At 66.3% G+C, this 18491-nt stretch carries 15 protein-coding genes; 4 read left to right on the plus strand and 11 right to left on the minus strand.

Going from position 1 to position 18491, the window contains the following annotated elements; translation table 11 throughout:
• Positions 1-13 precede the first annotated feature (13 nt).
• The gene (locus tag FAZ97_RS16245) at positions 14-1801 is read right to left on the minus strand and encodes an acyl-CoA dehydrogenase family protein (protein ID WP_158759486.1); all 1788 of its coding nucleotides are present in this window, start codon (positions 1799-1801) and stop codon (positions 14-16) included.
• A gap of 130 nt (positions 1802-1931) precedes the next feature.
• On the opposite strand from FAZ97_RS16245, the gene FAZ97_RS16250 reads away from it, so the two are divergent.
• A complete protein-coding gene (locus FAZ97_RS16250) occupies positions 1932-2843 on the plus strand; it encodes a LysR family transcriptional regulator (protein WP_158759487.1) in 912 nt (303 codons plus the stop codon).
• A 10-nt stretch (positions 2844-2853) separates the two neighbouring features.
• Here FAZ97_RS16250 and FAZ97_RS16255 read toward each other — a convergent pair whose 3' ends face one another.
• A complete protein-coding gene (locus tag FAZ97_RS16255) occupies positions 2854-5406 on the minus strand; it encodes an adenosylcobalamin-dependent ribonucleoside-diphosphate reductase (protein ID WP_158759488.1) in 2553 nt (850 codons plus the stop codon).
• 234 nt (positions 5407-5640) lie between these two features.
• Between FAZ97_RS16255 and FAZ97_RS16260 the strand changes: the two genes are divergently transcribed.
• Positions 5641-6141 (plus strand): thioesterase family protein, encoded by a 501-nt coding sequence (locus FAZ97_RS16260; protein ID WP_158759489.1) that lies wholly within the window; start codon positions 5641-5643, stop codon positions 6139-6141.
• Positions 6142-6166: 25 nt separating this feature from the next.
• On the opposite strand, the gene FAZ97_RS16265 is transcribed toward FAZ97_RS16260, so the two are convergent.
• Positions 6167-6466: a DUF3331 domain-containing protein gene (locus tag FAZ97_RS16265; RefSeq protein ID WP_158759490.1), complete on the minus strand. Its 300-nt coding sequence runs from the start codon at positions 6464-6466 to the stop codon at positions 6167-6169.
• A gap of 383 nt (positions 6467-6849) precedes the next feature.
• Here FAZ97_RS16265 and FAZ97_RS16270 point away from each other — a divergent pair, with 383 nt between their 5' ends.
• Positions 6850-7917, plus strand: coding sequence for an AI-2E family transporter (locus FAZ97_RS16270; RefSeq protein ID WP_158759491.1), 1068 nt, complete (start codon positions 6850-6852; stop codon positions 7915-7917).
• 36 nt (positions 7918-7953) lie between these two features.
• Here FAZ97_RS16270 and FAZ97_RS16275 read toward each other — a convergent pair whose 3' ends face one another.
• A complete protein-coding gene (locus FAZ97_RS16275) occupies positions 7954-8808 on the minus strand; it encodes an alpha/beta hydrolase (RefSeq protein ID WP_158759492.1) in 855 nt (284 codons plus the stop codon).
• 126 nt (positions 8809-8934) lie between these two features.
• On the minus strand, positions 8935-10032 hold the full coding sequence (locus FAZ97_RS16280; RefSeq protein ID WP_158759493.1) for an OpgC domain-containing protein: 1098 nt from the start codon (positions 10030-10032) through the stop codon (positions 8935-8937).
• A 711-nt stretch (positions 10033-10743) separates the two neighbouring features.
• Here FAZ97_RS16280 and FAZ97_RS16285 point away from each other — a divergent pair.
• The gene (locus FAZ97_RS16285) at positions 10744-11604 is read left to right on the plus strand and encodes a peptidoglycan DD-metalloendopeptidase family protein (RefSeq protein ID WP_158759494.1); all 861 of its coding nucleotides are present in this window, start codon (positions 10744-10746) and stop codon (positions 11602-11604) included.
• Positions 11605-11627: 23 nt separating this feature from the next.
• On the opposite strand, the gene FAZ97_RS16290 is transcribed toward FAZ97_RS16285, so the two are convergent.
• The 6 genes from FAZ97_RS16290 to prpB form a co-directional block, all read right to left on the minus strand.
• Positions 11628-11999, minus strand: coding sequence for a type II toxin-antitoxin system VapC family toxin (locus FAZ97_RS16290; protein ID WP_158759495.1), 372 nt, complete (start codon positions 11997-11999; stop codon positions 11628-11630).
• Entirely contained in the window at positions 11996-12193 is a 198-nt protein-coding gene (locus tag FAZ97_RS16295) for a type II toxin-antitoxin system VapB family antitoxin (protein WP_158759496.1), read from the minus strand. Before FAZ97_RS16295 ends, FAZ97_RS16290 begins: the two co-directional genes overlap by 4 nt.
• Positions 12194-12372: 179 nt before the next feature.
• The gene (gene prpF / locus FAZ97_RS16300; RefSeq protein ID WP_158759497.1) at positions 12373-13563 is read right to left on the minus strand and encodes a 2-methylaconitate cis-trans isomerase PrpF; all 1191 of its coding nucleotides are present in this window, start codon (positions 13561-13563) and stop codon (positions 12373-12375) included.
• Between the two features lie 58 nt (positions 13564-13621).
• Positions 13622-16219 carry a Fe/S-dependent 2-methylisocitrate dehydratase AcnD gene (gene acnD, locus FAZ97_RS16305; RefSeq protein WP_158759498.1) on the minus strand — a complete coding sequence of 866 codons (2598 nt, stop codon included), beginning with the start codon at positions 16217-16219 and terminating at the stop codon, positions 13622-13624.
• A 147-nt stretch (positions 16220-16366) separates the two neighbouring features.
• Positions 16367-17533 carry a bifunctional 2-methylcitrate synthase/citrate synthase gene (gene prpC, locus FAZ97_RS16310; protein WP_158759499.1) on the minus strand — a complete coding sequence of 389 codons (1167 nt, stop codon included), beginning with the start codon at positions 17531-17533 and terminating at the stop codon, positions 16367-16369.
• 51 nt (positions 17534-17584) lie between these two features.
• Complete coding sequence (prpB, locus tag FAZ97_RS16315) at positions 17585-18475, minus strand: methylisocitrate lyase (protein ID WP_158759500.1); 891 nt, start codon at positions 18473-18475, stop codon at positions 17585-17587.
• Positions 18476-18491 lie beyond the last annotated feature (16 nt).

Below are 18491 nucleotides of genomic sequence, written 5' to 3' on the forward strand. Positions count from 1 at the left end.
ATCGTGTGTCGTCTCAGTGTGCCGGGATCAGTTGCATGGCTTGATCGACCGTCAGCGATCGTTCATCCACGAGCGCGCGCAGCGTGTCGGCGTTTGCGTCGCGTTCGTCGAGCGCGAGCGGGTCGCGCGGCAGCAGCTTGTGGCGCACGAGCAGATGGGCGAGCGCGAGGCGCCGGAAATCAGGGGCGTTTTGCGAAATCTGCGCGGCTTCGCAGGCCATGAGGGCCGCCGTCGTGGCGTGGTAAAGCGCGCTCGCGGCCTGACGCACCGATTCGTCGCGGCCGCATTCGGCCACGCTCAAGAGCGCCGCGCCCGCACGGTCGAAGACGTCGCGCAGGAGCGCGGTGCTGGCTTCAGGCAGGCCGCTTTCGGCAAGCTCCGTATGCACGTGCTGCGTCAGCGCTTCGAGCGCGCCTTCGCGCTTCGCCGCGCGCGCTACATCGAGCGCGACGATGTTGCTCGTGCCTTCCCAGATCGAGCCGAGATGTGCATCGCGCACGAGGCGCGGGTCGCTCCACTCCTCGATATACCCCACGCCGCCGCGCACTTCCATGGCGTCGCCGGTCACGCGCCGCGCGTCGCGGCAAGCGCGGAACTTGATGAGCGGCGTGAGAATGCGCACGCACTTCGCTGCGAGTTCGTCGCCTTTATCGGCGCGCGTGAGCAGGGTGGCGATGCGCATGAACATCGAGCGCGCCTGCTCGGCGGGCAGCATCATCTTGAGCAGTTGACGCTGCATCAGCGGCATTTCGATGAGCTTGCGGCCGAACGCCTCGCGGTTGCGCGCCACATGCAGCGCCTCGGTCACGGCGCGGCGCATGAGGCCCGCGGCGCGCACGCCGTTCGACAGCCGCGACATGTTGATCATGTCCGCCATCTGATGAAAGCCTCGGCCCACCTCGCCGATCAGGTAGGCCTGCGCGCCTTCCAGCACGATCTCGCCGCTCGCCATCGAGCGGCTGCCGAGCTTGTCCTTCAGGCGCACGATGCGATAGGCGTTGCGCGTGCCGTCGGGGAGCGTTTTCGGCAAAAGGAACAACGCGAGGCCCTTGATGCCGGGAGGCGCATCGTCGGGGCGCGCGAGCACCATCGCGAGATCGGCGTCGGCGTTCGAGCAGAACCACTTGTCGCCGTAAAGACGCCATACGTCCTCGTCATTTGCACCGCGCTCATGTGTGGCGCGTGTGGCGATGCGTGCGACGTCCGAGCCCGCTGCCTGCTCGGTCATGAACATCGCGCCCTGGTAGAGCGTGTCGAAGTCCTGCGAGGCGAGCATCGGCAAATAGCGCGCGACGAGTTCGGGCGAGCCGAAGCGGCGCAGCGTGCGCGTGAGCGAGTCGGTCATGCTCACGGGGCAGCAAAGGCCGAACTCGGCCTGCACAAATAAATAGGTGAGCGCGTATTTGACGAGCGGCGCGGGCGCGTTCTCGCGATGGCTCATGGCCGCGAGGCCAAGCTCGGCGTAAGCGACGCGCTCGAGCGCCACGTAGTCGGGATGCTTGTCGATGCGCTGGATCGCTTCACCGCTGCGCGTGCGCTGTTCGAGCGTGGGCGGGTGCTTGTCGGCGACCAGCGCGAGCGCATCGAGTTCGTCGGAGGCGCGCTGGCCGAGCGCGACGAGCCGCGCTTCGATCGCGTCGAATGCCGCGCTGCCGAGATAGCTGCGCAAAAGGGGCGCGAAGCCGGGGTCGCTCGTGTAGAAGTTGATGCCGCGGCTATCGGGAATGTTGGCCGAGCCGCTGGCCGCGGGGGCCGGGCGCGCCGGTGTGGCCGGTGTGGCGAAGGCGGGGCGATCGCTCATCGTGTGCTGTCTCCGTGCTGTTTTGCTATGCGATTCGCCCTAGCTTAGGCGCGGCTTCGATAACGGTCCAATACAACCGATGTCATGTACGATAAGCGCCATCTATCGATCCAGCGCCCAAGGAGCCGCCATGGAACTCAAGCAACTGCGCTATTTCGTGGCGGTCGCGGAAGAACTGCACTTCGGGCGCGCGGCGCGCCGGCTCTTCATTTCGCAGCCGGCGCTGAGCTTCGATATCCGCAAGTTCGAGGAACAGCTAGGCGTGCAACTGCTCGAACGCACCAACAAGGCCGTCGCGCTGACCAACGCCGGCAACGTGCTGCTGGAAGAGGCGCGGCGGCTGCTGGAGCAGGCCGACGAAGTGCGGCGCATCGCGGCGCGCTCCGCGCACGGGCTCGCGGGGCGGCTGCGCATCGGCTTCGTCAATTCGATGCTGTATCGCGGGCTGCCGGAGGCGGTGCGGCGTTTCGAGGCCGATCACCCTGCCGTGGAAGTGGTGCTGCGCGAGATGAACACGGCCGAGCAGGTGCAGGCGCTGCAGCGCTTGCAGATCGATCTGGGCTTCGCGCACTGGGGGCGCTTTCCGGCTGAGGTGCAATCGGAGGTGCTGTTTTCCGAGCCGTTTCTTTGCTGCTTGCCGGAAGGGCACAAGCTTGCGCGCAGGCGGCGGATCGAACTTGGCACGCTCGCGCGCGACCCGTTCATCCTGTTTCCACGCTCGGTGTCGCCGCATTATCACGACCAGATCATCGCGACCTGCGTGGAGGCCGGTTTCAGCCCGCAGATTCGCCACGAAGCGCGGCTCTGGCAAACCGTCGTCACGATGGTGGAGTTCGGCATGGGCGTCGCGCTCGTTCCTGCGGCGCTTGGGGCTACCGGCGGCGGGCGCGTGGTGTTTCGGCCGTTGGCTAGTAATCCTTATGAATCTCAGGTGCTAAGGCTTGTGCGCGGCGGGGAGGCCAATGCACTGGCGCAGGGGTTTGCAGGGTATCTCGGGGGACGAAGAGAAAACAGGGCGGCTGCCACGCCGCCCCGGACTTGAGCGCGCGACCTCAACCGCAAGTGCCAATCTCTCCGCATGCCGTGCAGAAGTCGCACCCATCTTTGCGTATTACCGCATTCGCGCCGCACGAACCGCACTTGCGGCCGAGCATCGCGTGGGCAAACGCGTGCTGCGCATCGGCGGGCAGCGCGTTGTCGCCATTCAGGACCTGATCGCCGGGCTGCTCCGCGCCGGCCCGCGCGCTGCCGGTGAATTGCGCCGCGAGCGCGCCGTCGCGCCGCTGCGCGAGCAGCCGTGACGGCACTTGCCGGCCTTCGGCATCGAGAAAGCCGCGCCGGTGCAGGATCTGCTGGATCGCGTAGGCGATGGCCGCGACCTCGGAGTCGTGCCACAGCGGAATGCGCCGCCCGTCGAGGCGTTGCGTTTCGCCATAGCGCACCTGGCCGCGATCCCACGAAACCTTGCGCAAGTCCTGCAGATTGCGCGCGACAAAGCCGCCGCGCGCCGCGAGCGAGAGCGAACGCATGGTCGCGGTGATCCATTGCTGCTGCTCGTCGCGCTGGCCCACGGGGATGAAGAATTCGATCGGCCGCTCGATCGTCACCGCTTCGCCGCCCACCTGGCCCGTCACTTCGAGGAAAGACACCGCCACGTAGAGCGACACCTTGCCCGTTTGCGTGATGTACTCGATTTTCTCGATCACGGCAGGCAATTCGCCCTTGGGCCGATGGTCGATCGCGACGCGCAGCGGGTCGAGCAGGGCGTCGCCGAGCGCGTCGTCGGCGCTCGCCGCCGCTTCGGGCGGCAGCGTTTGCAGCACCGCGCCAAGCGTCTCGTTGGGCCGGTAGGTCGCGAGCCCCTTGAGGCCGCGCCGCCATGCGTCGAGATAGAGGTTCTCGAAGTCTTCGAACGGATAGTCGGCGGGGACGTTGACGGTCTTGGAGATCGACGTGTCGACGTACGGCTGCACGGCCGCCATCATCGCCACGTGTTCCTGCGCGCTCATTTCGAGCGCACTCACGAAGTACGCGGGCAGGGCGCTCACGTCGCCGCCCAGTTCGCGGTACACGCGCCATGCGTGGTCTTCGACGTTGAACGTTTCGCGGCTGCCGTCGGCCATGCGGCGCGTGCGCTGGTAGGTCCACGAAAACGCGGGCTCGATGCCGTTCGAGACGTTGTCCGAGAATGCGAGGCTCACCGTGCCCGTGGGCGCGATGGAAAGCAGATGGCTGTTGCGGATGCCGTGCGCGCGGATCTCGGCCTTGAGGTCGTCGGGCAGACGCGAGGCGAAGGTGCCTTCTTCGAGGTACGTCTGCGCGTCGAAGAGCGGGAAGGCGCCGCGCTCTTGCGCGAGTTCGACCGACGCGCGATAGGCGGCGTCGCGCATCGTGCGTCCCACGCGCGCGCCGAATGCGCAGCCTTCGGGCGAGTTGTAGCGGATGCCGAGCATCACGAGCGTGTCGCCGAGTCCCGTGAAGCCCACGCCAATGCGCCGCTTGGCCGCCGCTTCGGCCTGCTGCTCGGGCAGCGGCCAGAGTGTGGCGTCGAGCACGTCGTCGAGAAAGCGCACGTGGATGCGCGTGCGTTCGGCGAGCTGATCCCAGTCGAAATTCGCGTTGCCGCCGCGCAGTTGCGCGAACGGCTCGGTCACGAAGCGCGTGAGGTCGAGCGGTCCGAGGTTGCAGCAACCGTAGGCGGGCAGCGGCTGCTCGCCGCACGGGTTGGTCGCGCGGATGCTTTCGAGCGCGCGCAGATTGTTGTCCTCGTTCATGCGCGAAATGAACACCACGCCCGGCTCGGCCATATCGTAGGTCGAGCGCATGATCGCGTCCCACAGCGCGCGGGCGCGCGTTTCGGCGTAGACCCACAGGCCGTCGTCGCGGCGCTGCAGGTCGCCCGAAGCGCGCAGCGCGGGCGAGGGTTCGGCGCGATGCACGAGTTGCCACGGCGCGTCGTTTTCCACGGCGCGCATGAATGCGTCGGTCACCGCGACGGAGACGTTGAAGTTGTTCCAGCGCCCCTTGGAGTGCTTGGCCTCGATGAATTCGGGCAGGTCGGGGTGATCGCAGTCGAGCACGGCCATCTGCGCGCCGCGCCGCGCGCCCGCGCTTTCCACGGTGCGGCACGAGGCGTCGAACACGTCGATATAGCTGCACGGACCCGATGCGCTCGATCCCGTCGACTTCACATGTGCGCCGCGCGGCCGGATCGCCGAAAAGTTGTAGCCCACGCCGCCGCCGCGCCGCATGGTTTCGGCGGCCTGCAGCAGCGCGACGTAGATGCCGGGGCGGCCCTCGTCGTCCACGCCCTGAATGCTGTCGCCCACCGGCTGCACGAAGCAGTTGATCAACGTGGCTTCGATGCCGGCGCCCGCCGCGCTCATGATCCGCCCCGCGCCGAGCGCGCCGTGGCGCAGGTTGTCGACGAAACGCGCCTCGACCTCGGCGCGCAGCGCGGGCGGTTCGACCGCCGCGACGCCGCGCGCGACGCGGCGGTAGATGTCGTCGGCGGTTTGCTCGTCGCCCTTGGCGTACTTTTCGAGCATCACGTCGAGCGAGAACTGCTGCGGGGGAAACGGAAGCGGGGGCGTGTTTTCTGCCATGGCCGGGCCTCGCGATGCGCCGCGCGGGCGGCGCCGGTTGAAGGGCGTTGGGTTTGCGGCGGCTGTGCCGCGACCGTTCCACCTTACCCCAGCGGCGCCCGACGTGCACGGCGACGCGGGCGCGCATGCGGCGGCGCCGGAGCATGCCGGCGTCGCGGCGGCGAGAGCGGTCTGCGGTTACACTGCTCCCGCCTGCATGCGGGCAGCGAATGTGGAGACGGGAGAAGAGACTGGATGACGAACGAGACGGCGCTCGTGGTCTACCGCGACACGGTGCGCGCGGAGTGGGTCGATTACAACGGACACCTGCGCGACGCGTTCTACATGCTGATCTACAGCTACGCGACCGACGCGCTGCTCGACGCCATCGGGCTCGATGCGGCCGTGCGGGATGCGCGGGGCCGGTCGATGTACACGCTGGAAGCGCACTTGAACTATCTGCACGAGATCAAGGAGGGCGCGCAGGTGCGCGTCGACGTCCGGGTGATCGAGCACGACTCGAAACGCGTGCGCCTGTATCTGGAGATGTTCGCGGGCGAGGTCGACGAAGCGGGGGCCGCGCCCGTCTCGGCGAGCGAGCAATTGCTCTTGCACGTCGACCGCTCGGGCCCGCGCGCAGCGGCCTTCGACGCCGATGTGCTCGCGCGGGTGGCGGCGTTGTGCGCTGCGTCGGCGGGCTTTGCGCCGCGCCATGCCGCGCGGGCTATTTCGCTCGCGCCTCGCGCATCGCGTTGAAGGCGCTCACGCGACGTCGCGGCGCTTACTTCGGCAGTTCCGCGCCGATGAGGTCGCCGAACACTTCGGCTGCGATCATGACGGAGGCATTGAGCGGAGCGGGGCGCTCGGCCGGCTTGAACACGGCGTCGCCACGGCGGATCTTGCGGCGCGACACGGCGCAGGTGCCCGAAGAATGCGCCGAGCGGCGGCGCCAGCGCTGTTCGCCATAATGGCAGCGCCCGGGTTCGACCCAGCGGATTACCAGCGCCGTATCCGTCTGCTCGAGTATCTCGATACGCTCACCGTTGGCTCCGTCAAGCGAGAGGCACGCTTTTTTCTTCATTGTCGGCTCCGTAACTGTGGTGCCGCGAATGTATTCCTGCGGGCCGACAAGTGCCATTCTGTCGCCGTTGAAACACCATTCCATTATTAGCAACAATCGACCTGCGACACGTTGCGATTAACGAAGGAATGGGGGTTTGCGGCTGATTAGGGTCGACATCTCGAATTTGTGCAACGCACTGTTGTACGTAACGCGACATCGAGCGGCCCGAAAACGGGCGCCTGGAGGGCGTTCCAGGGTGGGGACGGAACGGCTGGGACGGATATGAATCTGAGGAAAGACCGGCCCGGTTCGATTGACTTGCTGCACCGCGTTGACTTGCAATACCGCGGTTGCGCCGCCATAAAACCCGAGCACTTGTTTTTGAATTTTCACGAGGTTACATGATTCATCGTCCGCCTGCTCCGAACTCCGCAAACGAGCAGAAAATCCAGCGCGCCGCCTCCGCGGTGCTGTACGCCACGCTCGTGCTGCTGGCGCTGTGGATCGTGCGCGAGTTCGTGCCCGCCGTGGCCTGGGCGAGCGTTTTTGCCATCGTCCTGTGGCCCGCCTATCAGGCGATCGAGCGCCGCGCCTGGTTCAAGGGCCGCAAGACGCTGATCGCCACGCTGCTCACGGTCGCGATCGGCCTGCTCGTGCTCCTGCCGATCGCCGTCACGGCCATCCAGGCTGGCGGCGAGGCCCACGAGCTGTACCTCTGGCTGCACGACGCCCAGGAGAATGGCGTGCCGGTGCCCGACTTCGTTTCGCATCTGCCCGTGGGCAGCCGCCAGGTGAGCGACTGGTGGCAGGCCAACCTCACCCAGCCGCTCAAGGCTTCTCCGGCCATGAAGAGCCTGCACGGCGACACGATTGCGTCGTTCGGCCGTCACTTCGGCGCGCGCGCCGCCCACGCCACGATGACGTTCGGCTTCATGCTCATCACGCTGTTCGTGATGTTCCGGGCGGGGCCGCGTCTTTCAGCCACGGTGATGCGCGGTGCGCGGCGCGCCTTCGGCCCCGACGGCGCGCAGCTCCTGCAGCGCATGGCGGCCGCCGTGCGCGCGACCGTCACGGGGCTCGTGGTCGTGGGGCTCGGCGAGGGCGTGCTGCTGGCCGCCGCCTATATCGCGACCGGCGTGCCCCATGCGGCGCTGCTCGGCACCGTGACCGCCATCGCGGCCATGCTGCCGTTTTGCGCGCCCATCGTGTTCTGCGGCGCGGCGCTGTGGCTCGTCATTCAGGGTTCGCTGATCGCCGCGGCCGCGCTCGCGGTCTGGGGGTTTGTGGTGGTGTTCGTCGCCGAGCATTTCGTGCGGCCCGTGCTGATCGGTAATTCCACGCGCCTGCCGTTTCTGCTCGTGCTGTTCGGCATTCTGGGCGGGGCGACGACGTTTGGACTGATCGGCATCTTCATCGGCCCGGCGCTCATGACCGTGCTGATGGTGCTCTGGGTCAACTGGGCGGAGTGATGCCCGCTTCGCCACGAGGCGCGCCGCGCGCCTCGCTCAGCGGAAGCAGGCCAGCGTGTACTTGAGCGCGGCCGGCAGCAGTTCGCGCCACACCGGCCAGACGTGGCCGCCGTCCACGATGCGCAGCGCCGCCGTATTGCCCGCCTCGCGCAGGCGCGTGTAGAGCAGCGACGACTCGGCCTGGATCACGAGGTCGTCGTCGCCGGCGGCGATGAAGAACGGCACGCGCCAGGGCCGCGCGAAATACGGCTTCCAGAGCGCCGGATAGTTGAGCGTGCGCCAGATCTGCGCGTCGAACTGATGCTCGCCGAACACGCCCACGTGACGCGCCGCCGAACTGGGCGGCGGGTCGCTCGCGTAGACCGCCGGCGAAAGCAGCAGCGTGCCGCAGAACATATCGGGGTGCTCGAGCGTGTAGCGCAGCGCGCCGAAGCCGCCCATCGACACCCCGCCGATCGCGCGGGCGTCGCGCGCGTCGTCCACCGCGAAGTGCGACTCGATCTCGGGCAGCAGGTCCTGGAAGAACGCCGTCTCCATCTTTTCCTTGCGGTCGACGTACCAGTCGGTGCCGCCCTGCGGCATCACGATCACCACGGGCGCGATCTCGTGACGGGCGATCAGCGTGTCGGCGGTGGTCTGCAGCTGGCCTTGCGTGACCCAGTCCATGGGCTCGCCGTTGTTGCCATGCAGGAGATAGAGCACCGGGTAGCGGCCCTGGTCGGCGCGATAGCCGTTCGGCAGATACACCACGTAGGGCCAGTCGCGGTTGAGCGCCGCAGAATGGAACGTGCGGACCGCGATCGTACTCGCCGCAGCCGGGGCCGCTGGCGTGACGAATGCCGCGCAGGAGAGTGCGAGCGGGAGCAGCGCGGTGCGAAGGAGTCTGCGCATGGCAGGGACATCGAGGACAGTGGCGCGCCTGCGGCGCGGGGTCATCATGCTAACAGCGGCTCGTGCGCGCCGGAAGCCGTGACCGGCGCGACGGCGCGCAAGGCACGGGCTGCGAGCGGCGTCGTTTCAGGCGGAAGCTTTGGCGCGCGAAGGCAGGAGACGCTTGAGCGGGTCGGACGCCCGCGCGACTAGCAGCAGCGCGGTGATCGCGATGGCGTCGGCGCACAGGCCGGCCGGCACGTTCAGATAGCCGTCGGTGTACCAGTAGAGCACCGAGTCGACCGTGAGCGAAATCACGGCGCCGGCCACGAACGAGAGCATTCCCTTTTGGCCGACGAGTCCCACCCAGGGCAGCGCGTGCGCCACGCGCTTCGCCCAGCCGAGCCGGATGACATGCGCCGTGAGCCACGCGATGCCGAGGAAGTTGAGCGCGCGGAACCATGCGAGGTTGCGCTTGAAGTCGGCGTCGAGCGCGACGTTGCCGAGCTGCAGGCGGTAGATCGCGGCGCCCGCCACGACGGCGAGCGCGGCGAGCGTGACGAGCACGCCGAAACGGTGTGCGCTCACCCGCTGGAACACGGGTTGCGCCTGCGCGATCACGCCGAGCACGAACATCAGCTGCCAGGCGAACGGGTTGAAGTCCCATTGCACGTCTTCGACGTGCGGCAACCACGGCGCGAGATGCGGTGCGGCGCCCCAGAGCGCGAGGCTTACGGCCAGCAGCAGCCACGGCCGCGTGCGCGCAAGCGGCAGCGCGAGCGGTGCGGCGAGGGCGAAGCAGGCGTACATCGGCAACACGCCGGCCAGATAGGGCTGGCGGCGCAGCAGCACGATGTCGCGCAACGCGGCGGCCGGTGCGAGCGTGAGATCGTCGAGATCGGTGGTGGCGAGGTTGGGCGCATCCACGTTGCACGCAACGAGAATCGCGGTGACGAGCAGCATCAGCAGCGCCGTCACGACGAACGCACGGTAGATCTCGAATGCACGCTTGATGAAGCGTTGCCGCGCCGCGGCTTCGGTGCGGCGCGCGCACAGCGTGGCCCACGCCGTGGCGGTGGCGAAGCCGCCGAGGAAGACGAACACCTCGGCCGCGTCGCACAGTGCGTAGGCGTGCAGCGTGACGCGCGAGACGATGCTGCCGCCGATGTGATCGACGACGATGATGAGCAGAACGAGGCCGCGGAAGAAGTCGAGTTCGACTAGACGGTTGGATGACTTTGACATGTTGGGGCAGCGAGCCGGGCCGGCATGGGGCGCGCGAGGTAGGCGATGATGCAGCCGGGCCGGGCGGGCAGATGCTGAAAGTACCTACCTGGAAAAATCAGGAAATCAGGAATTCGGGCGAGGTTCGCGGCGCGTCAGGCGCGAGGAACCGTGAGGCAGCCACCAGGGTGACTGCGCGACAAACGCAGGAAAAGACCTGAAGAATCCGCAAGGGTTCCCGTGATACCCGGGTTTACGTTGATGCCGCCGATACTACCGTAATTTCAAATGCCTTTCAGTGGACGTTGCCAATACGCTGTTCAAGTTTCAGGGGCATGTGCCGATAAGGCAGGGGGAAGGGCACGATCGTGCTGATGCAGCAAACGCCGCACCGGTGCGGGTTTGGGCGCTTCCTTTTGACCCTTTGGTTGTGGTTCGTGGGCAAGAATTCGCGTGTTTAAGAGTTGTTTCAAAGTGTTCTCCCTGGGCTGATTCAGCGGAGTTGCGCTTTACAATGCCGGATCGATTTTGAGATGGCACGCCCGTTCGTTATTGCAGCGATGGCGTGTGTTGAATGTTTATCGCTTGGGATGCAGTCGATTTAGACGCAGATCGAAGCGAACCGGCGCAGGCGAGCCGGCAGACCTGGGGGCGGGAGCGCGGCACACGCAGCAGACCGTCCGAGGCGCCACTCGCTGCATCGCACGGCGGCAGATGCCGCAGGAGAGAGCAATGTTCGAAGACGATCGTATCGGCCAGCGCGGTCTCAAGGGGTTCTGGGCCGCGTTGGGACTGGCGGCCCTGCTGGGCGGCTGTGCCGACATGAATCAGCAGCAACCGCAACAGCCGCAGCCCGACACGGCAGCAGCGGCGACCCCGGCTTCGGATGCAACGAGCGCCGCCGCCGGCAGCGCGCAACAGGCGGCGAGTGCGCCCGTGACGCGCGTCGTCACGAAAACGACGTACGTGCGCGTGCGCCGCGGCGACACGCTTGCGCGCATTGCGCAAAAGCACAGCGTTTCGGTCAAGGACCTGACCGCCTGGAACCACCTGAAGCCGAACGGTCATCTGCGCGCGGGTCAGTCGATCAAACTGGTTTCGAAGCAGACGATCACCGTGCAGGTGGCCGCGCCGCAAGCTGGCGGCGCAGCGGCGAATTCCACCGCGAACTCGGCCGGAAATCGCCAGGTCGCGGCCGAAGTGGCGCGCCACGCGAACAGCGTCGCGCTCGTGTGGCCGGCGCATGGCCGCGTGGTCGAGCCGTTTGCGGCGGGCACGACGCGTGGCATCGAGATTGCGGGCAAGGCTGGCGATCCGGTGATCGCCGCCGCCGACGGCAAGGTCATGTACGCGGGCACGGGCCTGAACGAGTACGGCAGCCTGATCATCGTCCAGCACAACAAGGACTTCCTCACAGCCTATTCGCATAATCGCCGTTTGCTCGTGAAGACCGGCGACACGGTGCACCAGGGCCAGCAGATTGCCGAAATGGGCAGCGAGAACAACGATCGCGTGGCGGTGCTGTTCGAGGTGCGCCGCGACGGGAAGCCTGTGGATCCGATGCCGTATCTGCCGTCGTCGCCGCAGGGCTGAACGCGGCGCGGGGCTTCGCGTATCTAGTGCTCGATCTGCGCGCCGAGACCGAGTTCGCCGGCAACCTTTTCAAGCCGCTTATCGCGCGTCCAGATCGTGACGCCCGGTTGCAGGCGGGCCGACGCAAGCAGGCTGGTATCGACATAGCCGATGCCGCGCCTCGCCAGCTTTGCTTGCTCGATCAGATAGAACGTTTCTTCCGGCGTGGCGACGGGTACGGCTGGCAAGTCGCGCAGCGCGCCGAGGACGACTTCACGATCGCGCAGGCTGCCCAACGAGATTTCGCCGATCACGTAAGCGTGCGCGAGCACGCGCTCGTCAGCCAGCAGACCCATCAACAGGGGATCGGCCGCATTGAAATGGTCGATCCAGACCGAGGTGTCGACCAGAATCATTCGGCATTCGTCCGGCGGCGCGGCGCAGCCACGATGCCGGGCTGACTGCCGCCAAGGTTCGCCAGCCGTCTCGCGGCCTCGCGTTGGATAAGGGCTTTGAGGGCTTCGCGCACGAGTGCCGTCTTTTCTTCCAGACCGGTATAGGCCTGTGCCTTGGCGATCAAGTCGTCGTCGAGAGCGATGGTGGTGCGCATGGCAATTACCTTTCAATGTGCAGGCATTAAATCTAGCATCAAAAGATGCGATTTTCGATGTGTCCAAGGCCGCTCCCGTTGTTTAGTTGGAAAAACACTGCGCTAAAACAAAACCGCCCTGACGCATTGCAACGTCAGGGCGGTTTTTTAATCACCGCAAACAGCGCGAAAGCCGCTTCTTAAAACGCGTCTCCCGGCACCCGCACCCAGCCTTCCATCAGCACGCGCGCGCTGCGGCTCATGATGGCCTTCGTGACCGTCCATTCGCCGTTTTCCTGACGCGCTTGCGCGCCCACGCGCAGCGTGCCCGACGGGTGCCCGAAGCGCACCGCGCTGCGCTCGCCGCCGCCCGCCGCGAGATTCACGAGCGTGCCCGGAATGGCCGCCGCCGTACCGATCGCGACGGCTGCCGTGCCCATCATGGCGTGGTGCAGCTTGCCCATCGACATCGCGCGCACCAGCAGATCGACGTCGCCCGCTTCCACACGCTTGCCGCTCGATGCCGTGTAGCCCGCGGGCTTCGCCACGAAGGCGATTTTCGGCGTGTGCTGGCGCGTGGCGATCTCGTCGAGGTGCTTGATGAGGCCCATGCGCAGCGCGCCGTGCGCGCGGATCGTCTCGAACTTCTTGAGCGCCTCTGCGTCGCTGTTGATCGCGTCCTGCAACTCCGTGCCCGTGTAGCCGATGGCCTCGGCGTTCACGAAGATCGTCGGAATGCCCGCGTTGATCATCGTGGCCTTGAGCGTGCCCACGCCCGGCACTTCGAGGTCGTCCACGAGGTTGCCGGTGGGGAACATCGAGCCGCCCGCGCCTTCTTCTTCGGCGGCCGGGTCGAGGAATTCGAGTTGCACTTCGGCGGCGGGGAAGGTCACGCCGTCCAGTTCGAAGTCGCCCGTTTCCTGCACGTGTCCGTTCGTCATCGGCACGTGCGCGATGATCGTCTTGCCGATGTTGGCCTGCCAGATGCGCACGGTCGCAACGCCGTTATCGGGCACGCGGCTCGGGTCGACGAGGCCGCCGCTGATCGCGAACGGGCCCACGGCGGCAGAGAGATTGCCGCAGTTGCCGCTCCAGTCGACAAAGGCCTTGTCGATGGCGACCTGGCCGAACAGGTAGTCCACGTCGTGGTCGGGCTTGCTGCTCTTCGCCACGATCACGGTCTTGCTCGTGCTGGAGGTGGCGCCGCCCATGCCGTCGATCTGCTTGCCGTACGGGTCGGGACTGCCGATCACGCGCATGAGCAGCTTGTCGCGTGCCGCGCCTGGCTGCTGCGCCGAAGCGGGCAGATCCTGAAGGCGGAAGAACACACCTTTGCTGGTGCCGCCGCGAATATAGGTGGCGGGGATTTTGATCTGAGGTACGTGTGCCATGTGTTGTCCTGAAACGAAGGGCGGCGCGTGTGTCACCACCGCGCCGCCCGTTTCCCGTTTATGCCGCTGCCTGCGACGACTCGAGGAAGTCCTGCGCGAAACGCTGCAGCACGCCGCCTGCGTCGTAGATCGACACTTCTTCGGCCGTATCGAGCCGGCAGGTAACCGGCACTTCCACGCGCTCGCCGCTCTTGCGGTGAATCACGAGCGTGAGGTCGGCGCGTGGCGTGCGTTCGCCGATCACGTCATAGGTTTCCGTACCGTCGATACCGAGCGTCGTGCGGTTCGTGCCCGCCTTGAACTCCAGCGGCAGCACGCCCATGCCGATCAGGTTCGTGCGGTGAATGCGCTCGAAGCCTTCCGCGACGATCACTTCCACGCCCGCGAGACGCACGCCCTTGGCCGCCCAGTCGCGCGACGAACCCTGACCGTAGTCGGCGCCCGCGATGATGATGAGCGGCTGCTTGCGCTCCATGTAGGTTTCAATGGCTTCCCACATGCGCGTGACCTTGCCTTCCGGCTCGATACGCGCGAGGGAACCCTTCTTCACCGCGCCGTCCACCACGGCCATCTCGTTGATGAGCGTGGGGTTCGCGAAGGTCGCACGCTGCGCCGTGAGGTGGTCGCCGCGATGCGTGGCGTACGAGTTGAAGTCCTCTTCCGGCAGGCCCATTTTCGCGAGGTACTCGCCCGCTGCGCTGTTCGACAGGATGGCGTTCGACGGTGAGAGGTGGTCCGTCGTGATGTTGTCGCCGAGCACGGCGAGCGGGCGCAGGCCCTTCAACGTGCGCTCACCAGCCAGCGCGCCTTCCCAGTACGGCGGACGGCGAATATACGTGCTTTGCGCGCGCCAGTCGTAGAGAGGGTCGGTCGTTTCGCCGCTGTCCGCTGTCACCGCGAACATCGGTTCGTAGACCTTGCGGAATTGCTCGGGCTTCACGCTCTTCGCGACGATGGCGTCGATCTCTTCGTCGGTCGGCCAGAGGTCCTTGAGGTACACCGGCTTGCCGTCCTTGTCCGTGCCGAGCGAATCGCGTTCGATGTCGAAGCGGATCGTGCCCGCAATCGCATACGCGACGACGAGCGGCGGCGAGGCGAGGAACGCCTGCTTGGCATACGGGTGGATGCGGCCGTCGAAGTTGCGGTTGCCCGACAGCACGGCGGTTGCGTACAGGTCGCGGTCGATGATCTCCTGCTGGATCTTCGGGTCGAGCGCGCCCGACATGCCGTTACACGTGGTGCAGGCAAACGCGACGATGCCAAAGCCCAGCTTTTCCAGATCCGGCAGCAGGTTGGCTTCTTCGAGATAAAGCTCGACAGCCTTGGAACCCGGCGCGAGCGAGCTCTTCACCCACGGCTTGCGCGCGAGGCCGCGCGCGTTTGCGTTGCGCGCGAGCAGGGCGGCCGCGATCACGTTACGCGGATTGCTCGTGTTCGTGCAGCTCGTAATGGCGGCGATGATGACTGCGCCGTCGGGCATCTGGCCCGGCGTTTCTTCCCACTTGCCCGCGATGCCGCGCTCGGCGAGAGCGGAGGTGGGCAGGCGCTTGTGCGGGTTCGATGGGCCGGCCATGTTGCGCACCACGCTCGAAAGATCGAACGTTAGCGTGCGCTCGTATTGCGCGTGAGCGAGCGTGTCGGCCCACAGGCCCGCTGTCTTCGCATAGGTTTCGACGAGCTTGACCTGCTCTTCTTCGCGGCCCGTGAGGCGCAGATAGTCGAGCGTCTGGTTGTCGATGAAGAACATCGCCGCCGTGGCGCCGTATTCGGGCGCCATGTTGGAGATCGTGGCGCGGTCGCCGAGCGTGAGGCTCGACGCGCCTTCTCCGCGGAACTCCAGGTACGCGCCCACGACCTTTTCCTTGCGCAGGAACTCGGTGAGCGCGAGCACGATGTCGGTAGCGGTGATGCCGGGCTGGCGCTTGCCCGTGAGCTCCACGCCGACGATATCGGGCAGGCGCATCCACGAGGCGCGGCCGAGCATGACGTTCTCGGCTTCGAGGCCGCCCACGCCGATGGCGATGACGCCCAGCGCGTCCACATGCGGCGTGTGGCTGTCCGTGCCCACGCAGGTGTCGGGGAACGCCACGCCTTCGCGCGCCTGGATCACGGGCGACATTTTCTCCAGATTGATCTGGTGCATGATGCCGTTGCCCGGCGGAATCACGTCGACGTTCTTGAACGCCTTCTTCGTCCAGTTGATGAAGTCGAAGCGATCGACGTTGCGCCGGTCTTCGATCGCGCGGTTCTTTTCGAACGCCTGCGGATCGAAGCCGCCGCATTCCACGGCGAGCGAGTGGTCGACGATCAGCTGCACCGGCACGACCGGATTCACCTTGGCAGGGTCGCCGCCCTGGTCGGCAATGGCGTCGCGCAGGCCGGCGAGATCGACGAGCGCGGTTTGCCCGAGGATGTCGTGGCAGACCACGCGTGCCGGGAACCACGGAAAGTCGAGGTCGCGCTTGCGCTCGATGAGTTGCTCGAGCGAAGCGGTGAGCGTGGCGGGGTCGCAGCGGCGCACGAGGTTTTCGGCGAGCACGCGCGAGGTGTACGGCAGCGTGGCGTAAGCGCCGGGCTGGATGGCCTCGACGGCTTCGCGCGCGTCGAAGTAATCGAGCCGGGTGCCGGGGAGGGACTTGCGGTAGGCGGTATTCACGGCTTGGGGACCAAAGATGTAGTGGGTTTGGCGGCGGCTCGCGTGCGCCGTGAGCGAATCCTCACTCTATACGCGCGCGCCGCCGTCTCCCAGTCGTCCGAACGTCATAGTCCGTCCGGACGGCTGGTATGCCTCATTCAGCGCTCGTTAGCGCTTGCTGATCGGCGTGAACTTCAGATTCTCCGGGCCCGTGTAATTCGCGCTCGGGCGGATGATCTTGTTGTCGATGCGCTGCTCGATGATGTGTGCGCTCCAGCCTGCCGTGCGCGCGATCACGAAGATCGGCGTGAACATGGCGGTCGGCACGCCCATCATGTGATACGAGACGGCGCTGAACCAGTCGAGGTTCGGGAACATCTTCTTGACTTCCCACATCGTCGATTCGAGGCGCTCGGCAATGTCGAACAGCTTCATGTTCGACTGCTCCTTCGAGAGCTTCTTGGCGATCTCCTTGATGACCTTGTTGCGCGGGTCCGAGATCGTGTACACCGGGTGGCCGAAGCCGATCACGACTTCCTTCTTCTCCACGCGCGCGCGGATATCGGCTTCTGCGTCGTCGGCGTTTTCGTAGCGCGACTGGATCTCGAACGCGACTTCATTCGCGCCGCCGTGCTTCGGACCGCGCAGTGCGCCGATCGCGCCCGTGATGGCCGAATAGATGTCCGAGCCCGTGCCCGCGATCACGCGGCCCGTGAACGTCGAGGCGTTGAACTCGTGCTCGGCGTACAGGTTGAGCGACACGTGCATCGCGTCGACCCACGACTTCGACGGCGCGCGGCCGTGCAGCAGGTGCAGGAAGTGGCCGCCGATCGAGTCGTCGTCGGTTTCGACTTCGATGCGCTTGCCGTTGTGCGAAAAGTGATACCAGTACAGCAGCATCGAGCCGAGCGACGCCATCAGGCGGTCGGCGATATCGCGCGCGCCCGGCAGGTTGTGGTCGTCCTTCTCGGGCAGTACGGTGCCAAGAATCGAAACGCCGGTGCGCATCACATCCATCGGGTGCGCCGAGGCGGGCACGGCTTCCAGCGCCGTCTTCACGTTGGCGGGCAGGCCGCGCAACGCCTTGAGCTTCGCCTTGTAGCCGGCCAGTTCCGCCGTGTTCGGCAGCTTGCCGTGCACGAGCAGGTACGCGACTTCTTCGAATTCGCACGCGGTGGCGAGATCGAGAATGTCATAGCCGCGGTAGTGAAGGTCGTTGCCGGTGCGGCCCACGGTGCACAGCGCCGTGTTGCCCGCCGCCACGCCCGAAAGCGCAACCGACTTCTTCGGCTTGAAACCGCCGGCGGCTTGCGTGGTGTTTTCTGCTTCGCTCATGATGTCTTCCTCTCTCCAGGTATCTATGATCTATGGTCTATATGGCCGGATTTACTTCTTCGCGGCAAAGAGCGCGTCGAGCTTGTCTTCGTACGCGTGATAGCCGAGGTAGCGGTAGAGGTCCTCGCGCGACTGCATCGTCGAGACGGCGGCCTTTTGCGTACCGTCGCGCTTGACGGTCTCGTAGAAGTTCAGCGCGGCGGCGTTCATCGCACGATACGCGCCGCAGCAGTAGAGCGCGATATCCACGTTCGCGCTCTTGAGTTCTTCGGTGGTGAAGAACGGCGTCGAGCCGAATTCCGTGAGGTTGGCGAGAATCGGCACGTTCACTGCGGCGCGGAAGCGGCGGTAGTCGTCGAGCGTCTTCATCGCTTCCGGGAAGATCATGTCCGCGCCCGCTTCCACGTAGGCCACCGCGCGCTCGATCGCGGCGTCGATGCCTTCCACGGCGGCCGCGTCGGTGCGGGCCATGATGACGAACTGGTCGTCGGTGCGCGCGTCCACGGCGGCCTTCACGCGGTCCACCATCTCACCGGTGGCCACGACTTCCTTGTTCGGGCGATGGCCGCAGCGCTTTTGGCCCACCTGGTCTTCCAGGTGCACGGCCGCCACGCCGGCCTTGATGAACGACTTGATCGTGCGCGCGATGTTGAAGGCGCCGCCCCAGCCGGTGTCGATGTCGACCATCAGCGGGATGTCCACGGCGTCGGTAATGCGGCGGGCGTCGATCAGCACGTCGTCCATGGTGCTGATGCCGAGGTCCGGCACGCCGAGCGAGTTGGCGGCCACACCGCCGCCCGAGAGATAGACGGCCTTGAAGCCGGTCGCCTGCGCGAGCTTGGCCGCATAAGCGGTAATGGCGCCGACGACCTGCAGCGGTTGTTCGGTGGCCACGGCTGCACGGAACTGCGCGCCGGCGCTTGCGGGGGATTTGTGGTTCATGCGTGATGTCTCCAAT

Source organism: Paraburkholderia acidiphila, assembly GCF_009789655.1.
In the GTDB taxonomy this organism is placed as follows: domain Bacteria; phylum Pseudomonadota; class Gammaproteobacteria; order Burkholderiales; family Burkholderiaceae; genus Paraburkholderia; species Paraburkholderia acidiphila.